The organism is Mesorhizobium sp. M0019, assembly GCF_040323975.1.
Taxonomy (GTDB): domain Bacteria; phylum Pseudomonadota; class Alphaproteobacteria; order Rhizobiales; family Rhizobiaceae; genus Mesorhizobium.
Map to the genome: position 1 here is coordinate 1 of NZ_JAMYVK010000012.1, position 18,933 is coordinate 18,933.

The window sequence follows — 18,933 nt, forward strand, 5'->3', positions numbered from 1 at the left end:
TCGCGCAGCCGGCACATTTGATTGGAGCGACGGCAGCGGAGCTTCTCTTGAAGAGGCTGGCGGAGGCCACGTTACCTTTCGAGCACCGTGTCCTTGCGGCCCGCTTGGTGGAGCGCAATTCAATTGCGGTTTATCTCACCCGCGAGCCCGTCTGATCCGGCCGCAACGGTCTATAGCTGGGGCTGAATTGCAGCCCCTCTCTATATCGAGGTCGATGCCATACAGGGATATTGACCTGCCGTATGTTTCTTCGCTTGCCTACACGCCATCGGCCATCTGCGGCTCGGCTCGGCTGAATGACAGCCCACCGCGGAACGCTGGATTTCAAAGAGGAATGTGTTCGGTGTGGTTCGGCCGACTATGTCCAGGATCACGGTTTTGATCCGCTATTGCGTGCAACAGTCCTAGCATGCTGCCGGGCGCAGGCCCCTTCAGGAATTTGAGTAGTCCTGAAACGCTGGTTCGCGCCGCCTCATCCAATAGGAATATGCTCGCCGATGGCCCAAAGGAGATCTCGTGCAACCAGGGCCATTTGCATGCTCCAAGATGCGTTCTGCTCGGGCGCCAACAACAAGGATGGGGCTACAAGATGCCGTACCCATTCAGGTTTTCCCTTCCCCGAGAATGTGTCGAAGAAAGGTGTTTCGGGACGCCTGGCTCAGCTTCTTAAAGGCATTCTAGTGGATCGAGAGCTATCCGCCGACTCCGCCCGTCGGAGAAAGGGATGATAGACTGTGCCGCGTTCGTCTTGGATGCGATGGGAATATGGCATGTACACAACCATCAATACCCTCGTGCGAACGATCGACGGCGGACGGCAGGTCTCGTGATACAGCAGATGGTTCGTCTACAGGACGAGAGGACGTTTTCGGGCCGATATCGACGACCATGATCTCCGGCGACACGCCGAAGCGCACCGGCAGCCATGATACGCCCAAACCCCCGGATACGATCATGTGCCTCCCACCCTCGACGACATGCCCATAAGCGAAGCGCTGTCCGTAGGCTGAATTGATGATGGGGGGGCCAACGAATGGCAAGCGCACCTGTCCGCCATGTGTATGGCCGCATAACGTCAGGCTGACACGGTCAGGGACAGTAATGAAGATGTCCGGTTCATGCGCAAGGAGCAATATCGGATTGCCGTCGTTGGGTATTCCGGCCATTGTTCCAGGCAGATCGTCGACGCCCTTGTACACGCCGCGAGAAAACTGCATGGCCCACTGGTCGCCAAGACCCGCGAGCCAGAATGCTGGGCCATCCTGCTGACGGATAAGCGTGGCGGTGTTCTCGAGGACCGGAATGCCATTGTCGACGAGGGCTGCGCGGACACTATCGACACCGTGCCACCAGTCGTGGTTGCCGAGAATGGCGTGGCAGCCGAGTGGCGCCGAAAGTTTCGAAAGAGAATTCCCCCAAACAGTGTCGGGCACGATCCCGGTGGCATAGCGTGGCAGCACGCCCATCACGTAGTCGCCAAGGAGAAGGACGATGTCGGGCTGCAGGCTATTCGAAACACCAACGATCTCGTCGATCCTGGAAACCGGCATCCAAGGCTCGCAGGCATGGATGTCAGCGACCACGACGATGCGCAGGGGCTTGGCAGTGGTCGGCCAGCGCGGCGGAAGGAGCTTGTAGTGCGTGACACTCAGTCGAAACCGAGGCTCAATCGCGATGGCATAACTCGCCAGACCGAATGCCGCGAGCGACACGGCGCCAAAGAGCTTCAGGAATGAGCGCCGCGACGTCAGCACTTGTGTTTTCCAGCAGAACTAGGTTGGTACTAGAGATCGCTGCGTATTCAGCTGCGGCAGCCTGGACCACATCAACCGCGTGAGAGGCCTCGCTGGTCAATAGTTTCCCAAATTGGCATCACCTGCAAGCATTGGTCTTTATTGCGCAGGGAAGGGAGCTCGGGCTAGGACCAGTCAACTGCTCCGAATTGCCACTGATCTCGGGCGGATGGTGCAGTTCCATTCCGGATGAATGCGTCGCCTTAGATGGCGAGCGCCTCCATCTCGACATCGTTCATTTGATCCCGTTTTTCGTCGGCCGCGGAATCGACCGCGCGCCCGCTTCGGGTCCGCTTGGTTGTCGCGACTGCGATCAGCTCGACCAGGGCCACGCGATTGAGGAGGCGCCGTCCGCGCCAGCTTTGCGTGATGCGGCAGAACAGGGGTGTTCGATGTTGCGCCATGTCGATGTGCCCGTCGGATGGTGATGCAATGTGGAGCGCAAGGCCTGTCTCGCGAGTGAGTTGTTGCAGTTCGACCTTCCACAACCGGCTATGGTCATCCAGCTTCGAGCCGACCGCTTCCCGCCTTTGACCTATCGCCTCGACAAGATTGCGGCGCTCTCGAGTTGAAGCCGGAGGGCGAACTTTCGTCGGCTGCAAACCGGCTTCTTACCGCTCTCGCAGTGTTTCCTGCTTGTATCGCATCATTGGCGAGAGAAAGTAGCTGATGATGCTGCGCATGCCAGTCTGGGATGTTCATTCGGACCCGAAGCTTGGTAACTCCAGTCTCCTCGGTTCGGTCCGAATGGACAACCTGCGCAAAGCTCACAACTAGAGCGGTTCCATCCCGATGGCATCGGGATGGAACCCCATCTCTTTTGCTTGAGCAGATCATCGCCGAAAACCGGGCTCCCGCCTTTGGTACGCTGACTTCGGTTCGGCACCATGGCTTTGAGGTGCTGTTCATCCAGTCCTTATTTGGCCATGGCAGCCCCGCGTAGTCCTTCAGGTCACATAGAACGAGGCTGCGCTGAGCGACAGATGTGGGGAAAGGCTGGCGAACTGTATTTGAGATGCGCCGCCGGCCCCGTCACTGTCGAAAGAGAGCGCCCCGGTTGCACTGTCGTAGATGATGTGATCGGAGCTGTCATGCGCGGCTGCACCAATAAAGAAAGCTTTGGATGGAAGCCCTCCCGGCTGAAGCCCGGCAAAAACGGTATCGCTGAGATGGAACGTATCCTGGGAGCGCTTGAAGTCGGTGATCTTGTCGACATTACCGGCTCCAAGAGCAGTATTGAACGAGAAGACATCGTGGCCTCCGTAGCCGGTCAAGACGTCGGCGCCGAGGCCGCCGTTAATGACATTGTTGCCGGCATTGCCCTGGATGGTCTGGGCGAACTCGTTGCCGGCGAGGGTCATTGCTTTCGTGCCTGACGCGTTATTCGTAGCGAGGAGCTCGATCTCCGAGCCGGCGGAAAGCGCATAGCTCACCGAGGCGAGCACACTGTCGTTGCCGCCGCCCACCGCCTCAACCACCTTCTCGTTGGCATTATCGACATAATAGGTGTCGTTGCCGCCATAGCCAATCATCGTGTGGCCGCTGGTTCCGTGTAATACATCGGCGTCGCTGGTGCCGTACAAGGTGCCATCGCTGGTGCTGCCGGAAGAAGGAACCGTCCCGGTGCCAGACACGGGCTCGGTCCCGGTCGAGCCAGTGATTGGGGGAGTGACGTTAGCACCCGTCACCGTGTCACCGCTGCCTGCCTTCTGGTAAAGCTGAATCTGATCGACTTGCATCTGCATCGACGAAGGAGTCGAACCATCCAGAGCCGTATGCCATCCGGTCACGTTCGAATTCGCGACCCCATTGTTCATGATCAATTCCATCGGTTCATCCGGGATCGGCGCCTGTGCGCTGGTCACTTGCGCCATCTGATGCCCGTCGAGATACCAGGTGATCGATTGACCGGGCACCCAGTTGATGCCGTACGTGTGGAAGCCGGCCGTGAGGTCGGTCCCCGTATCAATGCTGTTTCCTACCCACCCTGACGGCGAGTGGAGGTGCCAGGAGAACATCTGGTCCGCCGGCCCCGAACCGGTAAATCCGCCCTCCTGCATGTCGATCTCGAAATTGTCGCCGCTGCTGCCGGCGCCATGGCCGGGCAACAGCCAAAGGGCCGGCCATGCGCCATCGCCGCTTGGCGCCTTCATGCTGATCTGAAGGTAGCCGCCATTGAATTCGAAGTTGCCGTAGCTGCTGACCGCGCCGGACGTGACCGGGTATGTCTGTGTGGTCCCCTGATTTATGCCGCTGATGGGCTGCTTGATCGCCGTGAGATCCAAGGCCCCGTTGCTCACGGAGACTTGGCTCGGCACATCGTAGTCGGCATAATATTGCGAGCCTGCGTTGCTTCCTCCTGATCCATTACTATTCCATGGCCAGCCATTGGCGGCATTGCTGGTGATGTAGGTATGCCAGTCGCTGTCGAGCGCCGTACCGGAGAAGTTTTCCTCGAAGACGAGATCGCTAGAGGCAAAGCCTGCGGGGGCGGAAAGAGTCATTCAGTGATCCTCTTTGGTGTTGAAAACAGGGAATTCCACTGCCGCGCATCGCCAAGGCGCGCGGCAGATCGCATGCTCGCAGTTGGGCACTGCGAACGGAGTTTCAAAGTAGCGGAGATTTGGAAGTCCTCGCCCAGACATTATTGTCGAGCAAGCTGAACGTTGAACTCGCCATCCGAAGACGAATTTTGTCGAGGGTGCTGCCGCGCACGCAAGCTGTTCGGCGGTTCCAGCCGCAGCCAAATTGAAGTCGAGCGCAGCTCTTCCGGCACCGCCGAGCTGTTTAGTAAAAACACGGTGTATCCTTGGTTAGTTGTGTTTTTTGTTGTAATTACGCCTGCGCCCTAAGTAAAACGCAGGCATTTCCGCTCGTTGGACTTATCCCGCCTACCGTCTTATACTATCGAGAAGTGATTAATCCGAGGACGATGTATCGAGCTAACACGAGCTTACTGCCATTTGCGGCGAGAATGAGGCTCAGTGAGAACTTATTAACACATTCTAATGTAGGACGTGTGTCGAACGGCCGCACCGAAGCGCCCTTCCGGACGTCCTACCAAAACCGTGTCCGTCGGCTGAAATGTTGCGCCGGTTTGAGCGCATGTGTTCGCGGGGTCGTTCGCATGTGAGGTCGTCGACAAGGATGGCCAGGATGTCTTCCGAGTTGCGTGGCGGACGAGCCGTCGAACCTATGGCTGGCGCTGCCGGTCCGAAGTTCGACCGTGCCGTTTGCGCGGCCGATGCAGTCTCTACACGTATTGCTGAGGGATCTCGCCAGCGCCACGGCGGCGATGTCCCACATGATCCGCCTTCAATGATCGAAGGTGAGAGCTGGCCCTGCTATCGAGTGCAGGCCTTACAGCGCCGACAGGCCGTTCAATCGAAACGCCAGCGTGCCTGCATGTAACGCGCCGAACCTGCAACCGCATCCAGGGGAAGTGCGATCGCTTAAGCGGCTTGTTGAAGTGGCTGATACTTGACCCCTATGGCGCGGCGCGTTCTCGCCGCGTGGCGCCTGCCGCGAGTCTGAACCGCGCAGCCAGTGGCCAAAGCTCCACCTGGGGCACAGTCGATTAGCGTGCTCTTTTGCTGCATGGTCGTCTATGCAGGTTGACCGTCGTTCAGAACGTAAAGCCGACAATGCGGCATCGCTTGTCCCTGATCGGCGAAAATTTCTGCCAGTCAGCCTCGCTGTGGAACGAGAGGAGTTGGATTCCCATGAGCTACCTCAGATGGGCCGCGTGCCTTACGGGACCTCCCCGGAAGCTTCGCCGCCGGCGGCTTGACGCCATCGAGAGTGTCGTTACATTTGTAATGGCTAGGTTTTGCTTTTATCCGGTTGCGCCACTGAGATGCGCGGTTCGCATGTAGCGTGTAGCCCCGAGGCAACGGAGGAACCCTGAGCGACCTCAAGACTGGTGCGGCTGCCTAACATTCGTCCATTCCCGAAATGTGAAGTGCGATCGACAGGACGACTTAGGATCCCCTTCTGGACCTGGCCTTGTGGCCATGCAGCGACCTCGATCGCTGGTCGATTTCAAGCCAAAAGAAACTATTAGTAACACCGAAATATTTGAAGAGGCAACTTAATCTGGCTCAACCACAAAAGGTGGCAGAGATGATGTCAAGTAATGACCTCTATACCGGAATAGATTATGCCGCTGCTAATCCGACTTGGCATGACGAAGATGGCGGTGTTAAGGCCGCGAACATCGCCAAGATCGTGCGCGCCAACAACATCAGTTGCCAGAAAATCGTCGATACAGGTTGTGGGACGGGAGGCGTTCTGGATGGTCTTCTTCGGCATGATAGCTTCCGTGATTCAACAGCCACCGGCTACGATATCGCTCCCTACGCTATTAATTTGGCCAAACACCGAGAAAAAAACAATCTCAAATTTCACTGCGGCGACTTCTTTCAGACCGGCGAGAATTGCGATCTTCTTTTGTGCATCGATGTTTTCGAGCACGTTGATGATTATATTGGCTTCCTTCGAAGACTAAGAGGACGATCAAGATACTATACGTTCCATATTCCACTTGACATGAATGTCGTCGGACTTCTACGTGGTCAGCATCTTAAGCAACGCAAGGAGGTTGGTCACCTGCATTACTTTGATCAGGCAACGGCGCTAGCGACCCTGCGCGACACAGATTTTAAAATTATTGACGCACAGTACACTAGGACCGCGGAAGATATTCTGCAGATCCATCCCGAATGGAGAACCACTACAGCCATCCTCGGTAATGCCGCCCGAGGCATTGTCCGGACTATGGCCGGAGAGGACCTGTCGGTGCGCTTACTCGGCGGCGCCTCGCTGATCGTCCTCACGAGCTGAGGTGGTGTTCGTGCGCGTCGAGCGCGAACCGACCTTTGTGTGCTGGAGGCTCACGAAGGTGAAAGTTGCAGTGCCCGGGAAGTGTCAAAACGCTGTCACCCGCAGGGCTGGGCAAATCTCCCATATTTTTAACGTCGATCTCCGTCCAGCGAGAAGCTTCGAAACCTGATTCCGAGCTGCTTGAGCTGCCCTACCCCGGGAACCTCTGCCGCCGGGTGCACGAGCCCCAGGATGGAGTCGGATCGGAAGGGTAGGGGGACGTGCAGGGCCTCTCCTGCCCGGAGCATGCAACTGACAAGCTGCGAGGGCACCGGGACGGCACGCAGTGTTCTGCCTTGTGACGCGGCGATCTCGTTCATGAGCCGTCGGAACGGCACCGGTTCGGGGTTGGCCAGCCCTACCGGTTCCGGCAGGGGCATGTCCGACTCGGCAATACGCACCATGGCGGCTGCCATGTCTGCCTCATGCACGGTGAACTGATGGGAGCGCGCCCCGATGAGAGGTGTAACCGGCAGTTTGGTGAGTTTGCGCAGCGCGCCGGCCATCCCGGCCCAACCGGGGCCGTAAACCAGTCCGAGGCGGGTGGAGACGCCTCCCATACTGCTGGCTGTGCGCTCACACGCCAGCTTGGCCTGGCCGTACAACTGTCGGGTTCCCTTGTAAGCGGACATCGAGGAGATGAAAATGACCCGGCGAACCCCTGCGTCGGCGGCATTGCGGAGGAGGTGCTGCGAGCCGGACACATTGACACCCCATACATCGCCTGCACTAATGAGACTCAGGTCCCATGCACTATGTATGAGCACATCTAGGTCGCTGAATGCGGCCCCCGACGGCGGGCGCTTAATCTCATATGGACGCCATTCGGCGACGCCGGCCATTGCGGCGGCAGATGCGGAGGTCGCCCGGTTCGGGCGGGCGAACGCGATGACCTCATACCCTTGCTGGGCGAAGGTAGCACGCAGGATGGACCCGACATACCCAGTCGCTCCGGTGATGCCGACCCGCATTGATGCTCACCCCGTCAGTTCCATCGCCTCGCAGGCGATGCGATGAGAATTGGCCATCACAGTCAGCGTAAAGGTAGTCGCCGGAACATTTGGGAAAACCGAACCGTCGATAAGATGAATCCGGTCCCAACGCGCCAGCCGCCCGACGCGGTCTGTCGTCGCACTCCGGGCGTCCCGCTCACTAGCGTGGGGAAAGCTGCCGCCAAAGTGGTAGCTCTTGGCCCCACCCGACCACAGCATTTGCGACGTGACCGGCCACAAATCAAGGTAAGGTGCTGCCCTATAGATGCGCTTTATTACGTCAGGCAGCGTCGGAGGCACGTCTTTGCCCCTGACCCTGGTCTCGCTGAACCCCTCGGAAGTAAGGGTAATCCGGGGTAGCTCATCAGGAGCTGCGGGCACCTGGGCTGTGATCCGTATCTTGGGTGACGCCCAGGATGGCAAATAGCCGAGGCCTACCGTCAATCGGCTCAGCAGCCGATCTGTCGCGAAGGCGGCGGCGGGATGTTGGAGGAAGCCGGGCAGCGCATCGTAGTATGCGTGGTTAAACGGGTAAAAGTGAACCTGTGAGACGTCGAAGCCTTCGTCGTCCCGGCCGATGACCATGTTGAACTGGTTGAGTGTGAACTCGCGCCTTGTACGTGGGTCGGGAGTCGGCTTCACGGACATCATTGGAAGAACGAACTGAGCCGATTCCGAAAGATGGACCGGCTGGTCCGATCCGAGCGAGCCCAGGATCAGCCGAGTGGTGCCGATAGCTCCGCAACCCACGAAGACCCGGTCGGCTGCGAATCGCTGGATCCGGCCGCTGGATAGCTCCCGAGCCTCCACGACTGCCGTGTCGGCCTCCTGGCCGACTCGAACCGCGAGCAGCCCGCTGTGGTAGTCAATCCTCCCGCTGCGCCTGAAGCGGTCGAAGCTGTGCGAGGCCGAGTAGATCAGCGACCTCGGGCATCCAGTCATGCACAGGCCGCAGGGCTGGCATTCGGGCGCCGAGAAAGCGAGCCGCGCGCGCCCTATGGTTATTCCGGTGGAGCGTACACGATCGCGGTGCCGGTCGTAGTTGGCCAGCACCATCTGCGTCCGCGGTGCCAGCGGCGGAAGCGGGTGCGGAGATCCGATGAGCGGAAACCACTCATCGAGATCGTCGGACTCTCCGGCGAACGGAATGTGACCAAGGATCGTCCGATAGTGCTCTTCCATATCCGAGAAACCGAACGGCCATCTCTTGAATGTGGCAGCGCTGAAGGGCATGATCTGGGCCCCCCAGACGTTGCTGAACCCTCCGTAGGCGCATGAGATCACAGCAGAGTTGACTCTACCCTGGGAGTGGACTCCGTCGAGTTGGCCCTCGTTGACAAACGGAAAATCGGATCCGTAGCTTCTCTTTTCAGGGAGCGAATCCGACTGTACGCGCTTGGGTTGCAATCCGATCCGGCGGACGTCCTCCTCATCCCAGTCGCCGACACGCAGCTTGGACAGCCTGGAGATTACCTCTTGCGTCTGGACGTCCAGCACGGTGCCCGGATCGAACACAGTTATCTTCTCGTCAGACTTCCCGGACAGCGCCAACACGGCGGCGGCTGCAGCCGGACCCGAACCAATGATTATCGAAGAAGGCATTCACTTCTCTCGCCCATTGGCTCGCGCGGCTGTGTTAAATACCTGCCTGGTGGCCTGTCGGCGCTGCCGGCGCAATCGCCGCGCCCGCTCGACATGACCGGCGACGTGGCCTGCTGCGGCCAGACCTATGCCAATGATTATGGCCGAGGACCGGACCAGCCCGTGGGGGTCACCCTTGGCGGCTTGCCAAATCCCTCGCGGTACGCCCTTGGTCAGCGCGTACCAGACGAAGCGGGTTTCCGCACCCAGAGTTGCGGCGTCGCCCATCTGGGCAAGAGCCTCGATCTTCCCCTTGTTGACGAAGAAGCAGCGGCGCCAGAAGTACTTCCAACTCGGCCGTGAGGCGGGTACAAAGTGGCGGACGGTCGCTGCCGGTTCGTAGATGACAGCCTCACTACCCTTGATCTGCGCCACGCGGTGGCACATGTCCATGTCGTCGTGATTGTCGGAGTGGAACCCTCCCACCTGCTCAAGGAGGGTTCGCCGCACCGACATGTTGGCACCTATAAGATGAGCCAAGGGGCCTCGGCTTGTCGGAAGACCGTCATAAGCGCATCCGAACACCCAGTCGAACTGCACGGGAAACCAGGCCGGGCGGCTAGACTCGAAAACCGGTAGGGGGCGCCCGCCGACGGCGCCGATGCGCTCATCCTGGTACGGGTCTGTGAGAATCCCGAGCCAGTCCTTGTCGGCCGCTGCATCGTCATCCAAGAACGCCAGAATGTCTCCCGCTGCTGTCTCGGCTGCAGTGTTTCGGGCCGACCCCAGGTGCCCGTCATACTTGTTCTGGATCACCCGAATCGGAGGGGTGGATGCGGCGAAGCCAGCCCAGTACGCGGCACAACGGTGAAACAGGATTTCATTGTGGTCGATGCATACGATGATCTCGCAGGGTTGCAAGGTCTGCTCCTGAACCGAGGCCACCGACTGAAGCATCAGCTCCCATCTGTCCTCGGTGTAGGCACAGATAATCACCGAGATCGTGGGGGGGCGCGGGACCTGCCGGCGTTCGCTGGTGACGCCATGCTCGGTCTGCCCGGTTTTCGATCCAGGCTGACCGGTTGTGGCAACGGCAACGTCATTACCGCGGCGGGCGAAACCGATACTTAGGTTCCGGACGTGGCCCCGCTGGCCAACGCCAATCGGCGTGCAGGATTGCGCAAGCATCAGAATACGCATCTAGGAATTCTCCCGACTTGAGCTGCCAATGTCTGCCCCAAGCTTTTCGATAGACGATGCGATAAAGCCAGACTTCCACGCGCTGGATTCGGCTTACCCGGAAGCCGGCTCTCAGCATAAAGAAACCACGAGGGCCGAGGTTTGCGCCACAGAGGCTCGAGGCGGCCGCCGACGCCAAGCACGCGCGGGTCGGCGTAGGGCATCAGCAACTCGTCCAGCCAGCGCTCATCGGCGATCGCATCGTCATCGAGAAACGCCACGACCGGCGCGGCCGCCAATCCGGCTCCCGTCGTGCAACCGCCGCACAGTCCACGCACGTTGGTATTAGGTGTGACGACGACACCTTCGATCTCGCGCCGGGCGCGCTCCAAGAGCGCCTCATCGTTGTCGACGACGAGGACGATCTCGCGGGCCGGGCAGGTCTGGCGGCGCACCGACGCGATGGCCGCGTTCAAATCGTCCCAGCGATCGAGTGTGTCGGCGCAGATCACGACGGAGGCTTCGGTCATGGCAACTGCCGGCTGGTTTCTGAGGCCGGGCTGGTTTCGCGTGTCTGCGTCGCCCGAGCCGTGGCGGCTTTGAGGATGTTCCAGAGGGGACCTCCGTCGTTGTGAATATCGAACTTGTCATATTCGTCGACGGGATAGCGCCCGCTGTCCTGCCGCGACACCAGCCGCCACACAATCCAGCCGGCGCAGTTGCGCTCGCGCGTCAGCGTGTCGAGCCACATCGCGTAAGCCTGGGCAAAGTTCTGATTGGAGCGGGCATAGCCGAACTCCTCCAGAAGCACCGGCTTGCCGGCGCGAACTGCCAACCGGCAGAACTCGGTGATCAAGCTGTCGAACTGCTGGACGGTGAGCTTGTAGTAGAGCGGGTAGCCGTGCCAGGTCCCGAAATCGAGAGTCGGGATCGTCAGATCCGATAGCTTCGACTCGACGTTAGCGTGCCCTGAGGTGACGAGATGGTTCGGATCGAGCGACTTCACGTAAGCCGTCATTTCGGTGGTCCAAGCCAATCGTAAGGCCTCCGGCTGCGCATTGCCTTCGTTCATTAGCTCCCAGGCCATGATGGTCGGATCATCCCGGTAGGCGAGCCCGGTGAGCGGGTTGACTCGCTGCACGACGTGGCTGACCCAGGTCCTGTAGTCGCGCTTCGTGCGCGGATCCTGGAAGAAAAACTCCGACTTCTCTTTGCTGAGGTCGGTGTCGTACTGGCTCTGCACGCCTGGGGCGTCCCGGCTCCCATACCAGGCCCGCATCTGCTGGGCGCCGCCTGTGAAGGCCCAGAAATCCAGGACGGCGATGATCAGCCTCAGGCGTCGCTTGCCGGCCTCGGCGATGAGGAAATCAACCTTCTGCATGCCGTCGGCGCCGTCATTGATCGCCATCCTGTTTTGGTTCGGGTCCCAGTAGAGCAGGTACGTGCCCTTGACCGCGAGATTGCTGGCTTCGCCTTCAAGCCGCCAATCCCAGATCGTAGGCTTGCTTCCGTCGAGCGACCCGATCACCGGCTGGAGGAAGGTGCGGACCACATTGGCGCCCATCGCCACCGCGTCATCGAGAACGCGGGTGACCTCATCCGGCGACCCGTAGGTCAGATAGTGGTTGTTTACGCCGGTCACGAAGAACGGCTTGCCGTCCAAGGTGAAGTTCGTTCCGGAAGTCTTGATGAAGGACGTTGCCGACGGGTCATCCGCGGCGCTCACGACTGCCGGAACGGACAGCAACGCGCACACCAGCACCCGCAGTCCGGCGTTGCGCAGCCTATTTTTCACTCGTTGCCAGCCAACAATCACCCGGGCATGTGGCTCTCGCCGGGCGCCGAGTGCAACAGCCCCGAGGGATTACCTCCTCTGACCTCGCACAGCCCGGGCGTCGTTCGGGCATAGTGGTGCTTGGCCGATTCCGGTCGCTCGAGTATGGACCCGTGCTGTCAGACATCGCTCCCAACCAAGAGTTCGGCTCCTCTTATTGGCGAGTCCCCGCGGTAGTAATAGGTGGGAAATATTCTCGCGCTGTGACACGCGCCATCGCTTTCCATCTACCTCCCTGCCCCGCGGGCCCGCGGCGGAGTCTTGGTAAGGCGGATCGCCGCAGGCGGTTCTCGTCAAGCTGTGAGCCGGCGTCCTTTTGAAATCCGCGGTCAGAACAACAATGCGCATTTGCCTGAGTCTCGATTCATCGCGGCTACTTCGGTGGCACCTCTGGCTGGCAGAAGCGCTTGCTGAAGTGCCCGGCAACGAGGTCTCCTGCGCTTTGGCGGCCGGTCGCCGCCCGCTGCCGTTGACCTGCCGTCTGCTGCTCGAACTCGAACGACTGGTCTATGGCTTTCGCGGGAACGGCGCCACTGACTCCGTCGAGGCGGCGCTGCGGTCCCTGCCGCCGCCTCCGTCCGACCAAGTGGACGTGGTGATCGATTTGAGCGGAGAGGAGACACGCCCGGCGGGGCTGCGGGTGCTGACGCCGCTCTTCAACGGCGTACCCGGCGAGATCGGCGTCATGGCGGCCGTGGCGAATGATCAGGACCTTCTCGTCGACCTGCACGACACGGCGCGCCCGTTGCGGCCGTGGATGGCCCGTCCGGCCAGTGTAGACCGTGGAGTGTTCTCAGCGAGTCTAGACAGCGTCCTCTCCTGCGCTGTGCTGCTGATCCTCAAAGCCTTGCGCGAGGAAACCGGTTCAGCTGCGTCCGGTGTCCCCGGTTCACGGACGGCCGTGCCTTCACTTGGCGCATCCTCGGCCCTTGCAAGGGCGACCGGCACGGTGGCATCGAAAGCGATCAGGTTTTTGGACGTCCTGGCAAGAGGCGGCAGGATGTGGGGGGTTGGCTGGCGCTTCGATGAATCGGCGAGCCTGCTCGACAAAGGCGAAGCAACCTTCTCGGTGCTCACCGGAAGCACCGACAGCTACCTTGCCGACCCGTTCCCGTTCCGGCGCCAGGGGCAGGATTTCATTTTTGTCGAACAGTACCTCTACTCGAAGAACCGGGGGTGCATTGCGGTCGTGGCAGCGGACCGGGACGGGACCGTCGGCGCACCCCAGATCGTCTTGGAGGAACCGCATCACCTCTCATACCCGTTCGTGTTCGAGCAGGACGGGCAGATCTGGATGATCCCCGAATCGGGGACGGCCAGGAATGTTAGCCTCTACAGGGCAGTGGAATTCCCTTACCGGTGGACGCGGGAGGCCTGCCTCATCGAGGGGATCGAGGGCTACGATACCACGCCTCTCTGCCATGAGGGCGGCTTTTGGTTTTTCGTCAGCCCAAGGCGGTGGAGGTCCACGTCTTGGGATGTCCTCAGCCTCTACCGTGCCGAGAGCCTGACCGGGTCTTGGACGCCCCATGCCGCCAACCCGGTCCTGATCGATGCCAGGCTCAGCCGCCCCGCAGGCGCCGTCATCCGACACGGCGGACGCACGCTACGCCCGGTCCAAGACTGCGCGCGCGGCTATGGCAGCGCGGTGACGTTCTGCCAGATCGATGCGCTCGGGGCGTCGGAGTTTGCCCAGACCCCGGTCGGTCGCATTTGGTCCGGAGCGTTGGGGTGTCACACCTACAACCGCCGGTCTGGCTTGGAGGTGATCGACCTGTTCGGGCATATCCGGGGTTTGCGAGAGGTCACGACCTCCTATCGTTTGCTGGTACCCGACGCGCCGGTCTCGGGACCGCGTGGGCAGTCCCTCTCTTGGGCGGTCTCGTCCGGGTCAGCCACCCGTAGCCAGGTGGTCGAGCGCAAGGTACCCCGCCTGAGAAGGGCCGGGCGCCCCCGACCCTTCTCGGGCACAGAATAAGCTCGGAAATCACGGCCGAGTGAAGGAGCGAGCCCACCTGCACATTGCAGCTTCTGGCCAGTGGCAATGTCAGCGTTGTCTGGACGTTCATTTCTTCGCGCCGACGATCTTCGCTGCCTTCCGCACGGTTCGCTCAGTAGAAAATTGTCGCTTGTGAGCTAGTGCCGGCCGCGGGTCGATGGATGTCCTCGCCGGCGTTGGAAGTGGCCCCAGAGGTCTGAACGGGTTTGGCAACGCTGCCAACACAGTTGCTGAAGTGATCGGTGCCGCTGCCGTGCTATTCGCGCTGGTGGTATGGGCTGGAAATAACCTGAAGAGATACCCCAAAAGAGCTAATCATCTATTGTCTTTTCCTAACCATCCATCGTCCTTCCATTTAAGGTATGCATAGGTAATGCTCGCATACAACTTAAAATTAGGGGGCTGCAACCGATCTTCTTTCATCTCACCTTCATTCTTCATTCCACTATGGCCGAGAGCCCGCATATGATTGGATCAAGCACATCCGTGGATGTGGCAGTCATTGGAGCTGCCCCCCACGGCTTGTCGCTGGCCGCGCATTTGCGCGCGCGCGATGTGGAGCACCGGACGTATCACCCGGCCCATCATCTCGCCCGATACCTATCGGCAGTCCTGGCGCGCTTTCAGCCCGCCCCCTGGGTTCCATCGTACGACCTTAAAGCGCTGCCATGAACGCCCGTCTTTCCAGCATTGTCGCCCCCATCGGTGCCGCATCGCCGCCTGACTCGATCAATTTCGCGCTGCGGCCATCGTTGATTCTGCCTCGAGTCAGCTTTGTCGTCCCGACGCTCAATGAAGCCGAGAACCTCCCTTGGCTTCTGCCGCGCATCCCCAACTGGGCGCATGAGATCATTATCGTGGATGGCCGTTCCACCGACGACACGGTCGCGGTCGCGCGCCGCCTGCGCGAGGACGTGAAGGTTGTCATGGAGCCCCGCCGGGGCAAGGGCGCTGCACTGCAAGCGGGATTCCTGGCCGCCACAGGCGACATCATCGTCATGCTGGACGCCGACGGCTCCATGGTCCCGGAGGAGGCGATCGTGTTTGTCAGTGCGCTGATGGCCGGCGCGGATCTCGTTAAGGGTTCACGATTTATCCAGGGCGCCGGCACCGGTGACATGTCGCTGTTCCGGATGTTCGGCAACACGGGCCTGACCCTGTTCGTGCGGCTGCTCTATGGCGGTTGGTTCTCCGATCTATGCTACGGATACATAGCCTTCTGGACCAAGCACGTCGCCACGCTGAACTGCGATTGCGACGGGTTCGAGATCGAGACCCTCATCAACGTGCGAGCTTTGAAGAACCACCTCAATATCGTCGAGGTGGCAAGTTTCGAGGCTCGGCGCATCAGCGGTGTGAGCCACCTGCGCCCCATCCCGGACGGCTGGCGCGTCCTCAAAACCATCCTGCGCGAGAGGCTGCACCAACAGCACAGGCGGAGCGCCACAGCCTGTGATGACGGTGGACAACCCCGATGCGAATCCTGATGGTTGCCGCTCGCTGCTACCCCTTCATGGGCGGCATCGAAACTCACATCCAGGAGGTCGGCCCTCGCTTGGCTGCGCGTGGCCACGCGGTTGACGTGCTCACTACCGATCCTTCGGGGGAGCTGCCGGTTGAGGAGGCGGTGCGCGGCATGCGCGTGCAGCGCGTGCCGGCCTGGCCGAGGGAGCTGGACCTCTACGTGGCGCCCCGCATTTATACCGCCATCCGGCGCGGGGTTTGGGATCTGATCCATTTCCAAGGTTACAACAGCTTCGTGGCGCCGATCGGGCTGCTGGCGGCCGTCCGCGGGGACCTTCCGTTCATCCTGACCTTCCACAGCGGCGGGCATTCCTCCCGGCTGCGCAACGCCATGCGCGGCACGCAGCACGCGCTGCTCCGGCCGCTAGTGGCCCGGGCCGCGCGGCTGATTGGCGTCTCCGAATTCGAAGCCAGCTTCTTCAGCGCGAGGATGGGCGTGCCGCGGGAACGGTTTGTGGTCATCCCGAACGGTGCCGCGATGCCGGTTGCGAGCCCCGGCGTCAAGGTCGATCCGCACCTGATCGTCTCGGGCGGCAGGTTGGAGCGTTACAAGGGCCATCACCGGGCGATTGCGGCCTTGCCCGAACTGATCCGCCGGGTACCGGATGCCCGACTGCACATCGTCGGAAGAGGCCCGTACGAGGGAGAATTACGACGCCTCGTCGCGACGCTCGGCCTCGAAAAGCGGGTCACCATTGCGGGAATCCCCGGATCCGAGCGGCAGAAAATGGCAGACCTCCTGGCGAGCGCCGCGCTCTTCATACTGTTCAGCGAATACGAAGCCCATCCGGTCGCCGTGATGGAAGCCCTTTCACTTCGCCGTCCGGTCCTCGTCAGCGACACGTCCGGTCTGCGGGAGCTGGCCACCAATGGCCTGTGCCGGGCGATCCCGTGCAACGCCGGTCCGGGAGAGCTGGCCGCCGCCATGGCCGAGGAACTCGAGTCCCGTCGGGAGGTCCCGGATTTGGCGCTGCCCGACTGGGATGCTTGCGCGCACGCGCTTAGCGACGTCTATTATGATGTCCTCGGCAACCGATCCACTGTCCCCTTGCCCCCCGGTGGCCTGACATCCTGGTCTCCTGCGAGGAGAGTATGATGCTGATGTTGCCAGCTCATTTCACCGCAGGAACCAGGATCAACCCGCTCCAGGTCGGGATCCGATTCGTCTCGGCCGTTGTCGGTCCCGACCTTCGCGACGGCAGCGCCGATGCCCCATCGCAACGCGCCAGTTCCGGATGGATCGCGGCTCTATGCCTAACGATCGCCGCGGCTCTACTCCTGGTCGTGGCCGGGCACGCAGCCGGGCGCCGGGACTATGACGTGGCGGCGCCGCTCTTCTGGTCCGGTGTCGTTCTCCTGGTCGCTCCGATCAGCCTTCGCATCGCCTGGCCGACAACAGCCAGGGGTGAGCGCCTGGTGCTCCTGTTCCTGCTTGCCGAAGCCCTGTTCTACTGCAAGGTAGTCTATTCCCCGACAAGCTTCAGCGGTTACGACGAGGTTTTGCACTGGATCGCGGCCGAGGATCTCATCACGGCCCGGCGGCTGTTCCTGTCCAACCCGCTTTTTCCTATCGGGTCAAGCTACCCCGGCCTGGAAATCCTGACGACCGCGATCGTCGATTTGACGGGACTGCCCTTGTTTGTGGCGGGAGCGCTCTTGTTGGTCATCCTTAAGGGCACGTTCATCGGTGCACTGTTTCTGTTCCTTGAAAGCATCGCCGGATCGCCGCGTATCTCGGCCGTCGCCTGTCTGGCCTATATGGGTTGCTCAACCTTCTTCCTGTTCGACTCGATGTTCTCTTACGAGAGCCTCGGCATGGTGCTGTGCCTGCTGACTTTCGCGGTTGAAGCAGCGTCCAAGGATCTCGTCGGGCAACCGAGGCTGAAGTCGCTCGGGTTGATTGCATTGCTGTTGGCAAGCCTCGCGGTCACGCATCACCTCTCGGCCGCCTTCGCCGCCATCTATTTCGGAGCGCTAGCCGCCCTCGAGGCTTTGCGCCGGCAAGACTCCCTTCGGATCAAGACCAGCATTGCCGTGGGTCTCGCCGCCATCCTCGCCATAGCCCTGCCGATCCTGTGGGTGCAGGCCCGTGACGTCCCTCTCACAGGCTATCTCGGTCCGGTGATCGAGTCCGGCTTCGACACATTGCTCGGGAAGATCCGAGGCGCGCCCACCCCGCCGTCGGAGCACCTCGGAGCGCCGGACAAGGCCCTCTACATGCGGCTCACCACTTTGCTGGCGCTCCTGCTGGTGGCGCTCGGACTGGCAACGGGATTCTTTCGGTCGCTGGCCCTGGCAGCGCCGAGCGGTGCGCGATCCGGTTGGCGTCCCATCCACGGCATTCTCAAACGCCGCTGGCGCGACAGCCGCCTCGTGCTGCTCAGCTTGCTGGCCTTTGGCCTCCCAGTCTCGGTGGCCTTCCGACTGACCGTCGCCGGCTGGGAAATCGGCAACCGCATGGGAACGTTCGTGTTCATCGGCGTTGGACTGGTCGTCGCGGTGAGCATCGTCCACTTCTGGCAGGGTCGCGCGCCACGCGGGTGGCGCCGCATCGCGCCTGCCGTTGCCTTGGTGATCATGGTCCTAGGCGGCGTGACGAGTTCTTCGATTAATCCGATCCATGGGCGCTACAGGGTGGGTGCAGATCAGGAATCGATCGAGCCCATGGGGATCGAAACGGCACTCTGGGCCAGGGAATGGCTCGGTGCCGGCAACCGGTTCACCACCGACCGTATCAACCGTCTTCTGCTTGCGGGTTACGGCCGGCAGGACGTCAGAGTCACCATCGTCAAAGGGATCGATCCCGCGCGCATATTCGATGCCGAGACATTGGGGCCCGACGAGTTTTGGGCGTTGGCGCGAAGCGACATCGATTTCCTGCTCATTGACCTTCGCCTGACCACGGCTCCGCCGGTGCTCGGCTTTTACTTTCAGCCGTGGCAAGCCCAGCAGGGAACTCCGCTCTCGGGCGCAGCGCTGCTCAAGTTCAATGACGTCAAGGGCGTCACCCGCATCTACGACAACGGCTGGATCGTCATCTACGATGTGAGAGGATTGCATGAGAATTGGTAGCAAGTGGGACCTTCTGGCCGCGTGCCTGTGGGCGGGGGCCGCAGTGGCTGCCGTTTCGGTTAGCGACAGCTTGCTCCT

12 protein-coding genes and 1 pseudogene are annotated in these 18,933 nt (G+C 61.0%); 5 read left to right on the forward strand and 8 right to left on the reverse strand.

Annotation, left to right across the window (positions count from 1 at the left end):
• Nucleotides 1–872 precede the first annotated feature (872 nt).
• From NKK47_RS11305 to NKK47_RS11315, 3 genes and pseudogenes are all read right to left on the reverse strand, one after another.
• Nucleotides 873–1,751: pseudogene (locus tag NKK47_RS11305) on the reverse strand (metallophosphoesterase); the annotation flags it as partial.
• 245 nt (nt 1,752–1,996) lie between these two features.
• Entirely contained in the window at nt 1,997–2,395 is a 399-nt protein-coding gene (locus NKK47_RS11310) for an ISAzo13-like element transposase-related protein (RefSeq protein ID WP_352454196.1), read from the reverse strand.
• 345 nt (nt 2,396–2,740) lie between these two features.
• Entirely contained in the window at nt 2,741–4,297 is a 1,557-nt protein-coding gene (locus tag NKK47_RS11315) for a family 16 glycosylhydrolase (protein WP_352576743.1), read from the reverse strand.
• 1,618 nt (nt 4,298–5,915) lie between these two features.
• On the opposite strand from NKK47_RS11315, the gene NKK47_RS11320 reads away from it, so the two are divergent.
• Complete coding sequence (locus tag NKK47_RS11320) at nt 5,916–6,635, forward strand: class I SAM-dependent methyltransferase (protein ID WP_352576745.1); 720 nt, start codon at nt 5,916–5,918, stop codon at nt 6,633–6,635.
• 128 nt (nt 6,636–6,763) lie between these two features.
• Here the strand turns inward: NKK47_RS11320 and NKK47_RS11325 are convergent, their stop codons facing one another.
• Genes NKK47_RS11325 through NKK47_RS11345 form a run of 5 tightly spaced genes read right to left on the reverse strand, consistent with a single transcriptional unit; the run spans nt 6,764 to nt 12,242 of the window.
• Entirely contained in the window at nt 6,764–7,645 is an 882-nt protein-coding gene (locus tag NKK47_RS11325; RefSeq protein ID WP_352576747.1) for an NAD-dependent epimerase/dehydratase family protein, read from the reverse strand.
• Nucleotides 7,646–7,651: 6 nt separating this feature from the next.
• Nucleotides 7,652–9,268: a Rossmann-fold NAD(P)-binding domain-containing protein gene (locus tag NKK47_RS11330; RefSeq protein WP_352576749.1), complete on the reverse strand. Its 1,617-nt coding sequence runs from the start codon at nt 9,266–9,268 to the stop codon at nt 7,652–7,654.
• Nucleotides 9,269–10,447, reverse strand: coding sequence for a glycosyltransferase family 2 protein (locus NKK47_RS11335; protein ID WP_352576751.1), 1,179 nt, complete (start codon nt 10,445–10,447; stop codon nt 9,269–9,271).
• On the reverse strand, nt 10,435–10,956 hold the full coding sequence (locus NKK47_RS11340) for a glycosyltransferase family 2 protein (protein WP_352454202.1): 522 nt from the start codon (nt 10,954–10,956) through the stop codon (nt 10,435–10,437). The genes NKK47_RS11335 and NKK47_RS11340 overlap by 13 nt, the downstream gene beginning before the upstream one ends.
• Nucleotides 10,953–12,242, reverse strand: coding sequence for a glycoside hydrolase 5 family protein (locus tag NKK47_RS11345; RefSeq protein ID WP_352576753.1), 1,290 nt, complete (start codon nt 12,240–12,242; stop codon nt 10,953–10,955). The genes NKK47_RS11340 and NKK47_RS11345 overlap by 4 nt, the downstream gene beginning before the upstream one ends.
• A 334-nt stretch (nt 12,243–12,576) precedes the next feature.
• Between NKK47_RS11345 and NKK47_RS11350 the strand changes: the two genes are divergently transcribed.
• The 4 genes from NKK47_RS11350 (at nt 12,577) to NKK47_RS11365 (ending at nt 18,855) form a co-directional block, all read left to right on the forward strand.
• A complete protein-coding gene (locus NKK47_RS11350) occupies nt 12,577–14,238 on the forward strand; it encodes a glucosamine inositolphosphorylceramide transferase family protein (protein WP_352576755.1) in 1,662 nt (553 codons plus the stop codon).
• Nucleotides 14,239–14,927: 689 nt separating this feature from the next.
• Nucleotides 14,928–15,746, forward strand: a complete 819-nt coding sequence (locus NKK47_RS11355; protein ID WP_352576757.1) for a glycosyltransferase family 2 protein — start codon at nt 14,928–14,930, stop codon at nt 15,744–15,746.
• Nucleotides 15,734–16,879 carry a glycosyltransferase family 4 protein gene (locus NKK47_RS11360; RefSeq protein WP_352576759.1) on the forward strand — a complete coding sequence of 382 codons (1,146 nt, stop codon included), beginning with the start codon at nt 15,734–15,736 and terminating at the stop codon, nt 16,877–16,879. The genes NKK47_RS11355 and NKK47_RS11360 overlap by 13 nt, the downstream gene beginning before the upstream one ends.
• Nucleotides 16,880–16,884: 5 nt before the next feature.
• Nucleotides 16,885–18,855 (forward strand): putative glycosyltransferase family protein, encoded by a 1,971-nt coding sequence (locus NKK47_RS11365; RefSeq protein ID WP_352576761.1) that lies wholly within the window; start codon nt 16,885–16,887, stop codon nt 18,853–18,855.
• Nucleotides 18,856–18,933: the final 78 nt, after the last annotated feature.

Bases quoted from the DNA above. Each gene is read 5' to 3' on its own strand.
- NKK47_RS11315 (WP_352576743.1), bottom strand. From the start codon at position 4,297: ATGACTCTTTCCGCCCCCGCAGGCTTTGCCTCTAGCGATCTCGTCTTC.
- NKK47_RS11320 (WP_352576745.1), top strand. From the start codon at position 5,916: ATGATGTCAAGTAATGACCTCTATACCGGAATAGATTATGCCGCTGCT.
- NKK47_RS11325 (WP_352576747.1), bottom strand. From the start codon at position 7,645: ATGCGGGTCGGCATCACCGGAGCGACTGGGTATGTCGGGTCCATCCTG.
- NKK47_RS11330 (WP_352576749.1), bottom strand. From the start codon at position 9,268: ATGCCTTCTTCGATAATCATTGGTTCGGGTCCGGCTGCAGCCGCCGCC.
- NKK47_RS11335 (WP_352576751.1), bottom strand. From the start codon at position 10,447: ATGCGTATTCTGATGCTTGCGCAATCCTGCACGCCGATTGGCGTTGGC.
- NKK47_RS11340 (WP_352454202.1), bottom strand. From the start codon at position 10,956: ATGACCGAAGCCTCCGTCGTGATCTGCGCCGACACACTCGATCGCTGG.
- NKK47_RS11355 (WP_352576757.1), top strand. From the start codon at position 14,928: ATGAACGCCCGTCTTTCCAGCATTGTCGCCCCCATCGGTGCCGCATCG.
- NKK47_RS11360 (WP_352576759.1), top strand. From the start codon at position 15,734: ATGCGAATCCTGATGGTTGCCGCTCGCTGCTACCCCTTCATGGGCGGC.
- NKK47_RS11365 (WP_352576761.1), top strand. From the start codon at position 16,885: ATGTTGCCAGCTCATTTCACCGCAGGAACCAGGATCAACCCGCTCCAG.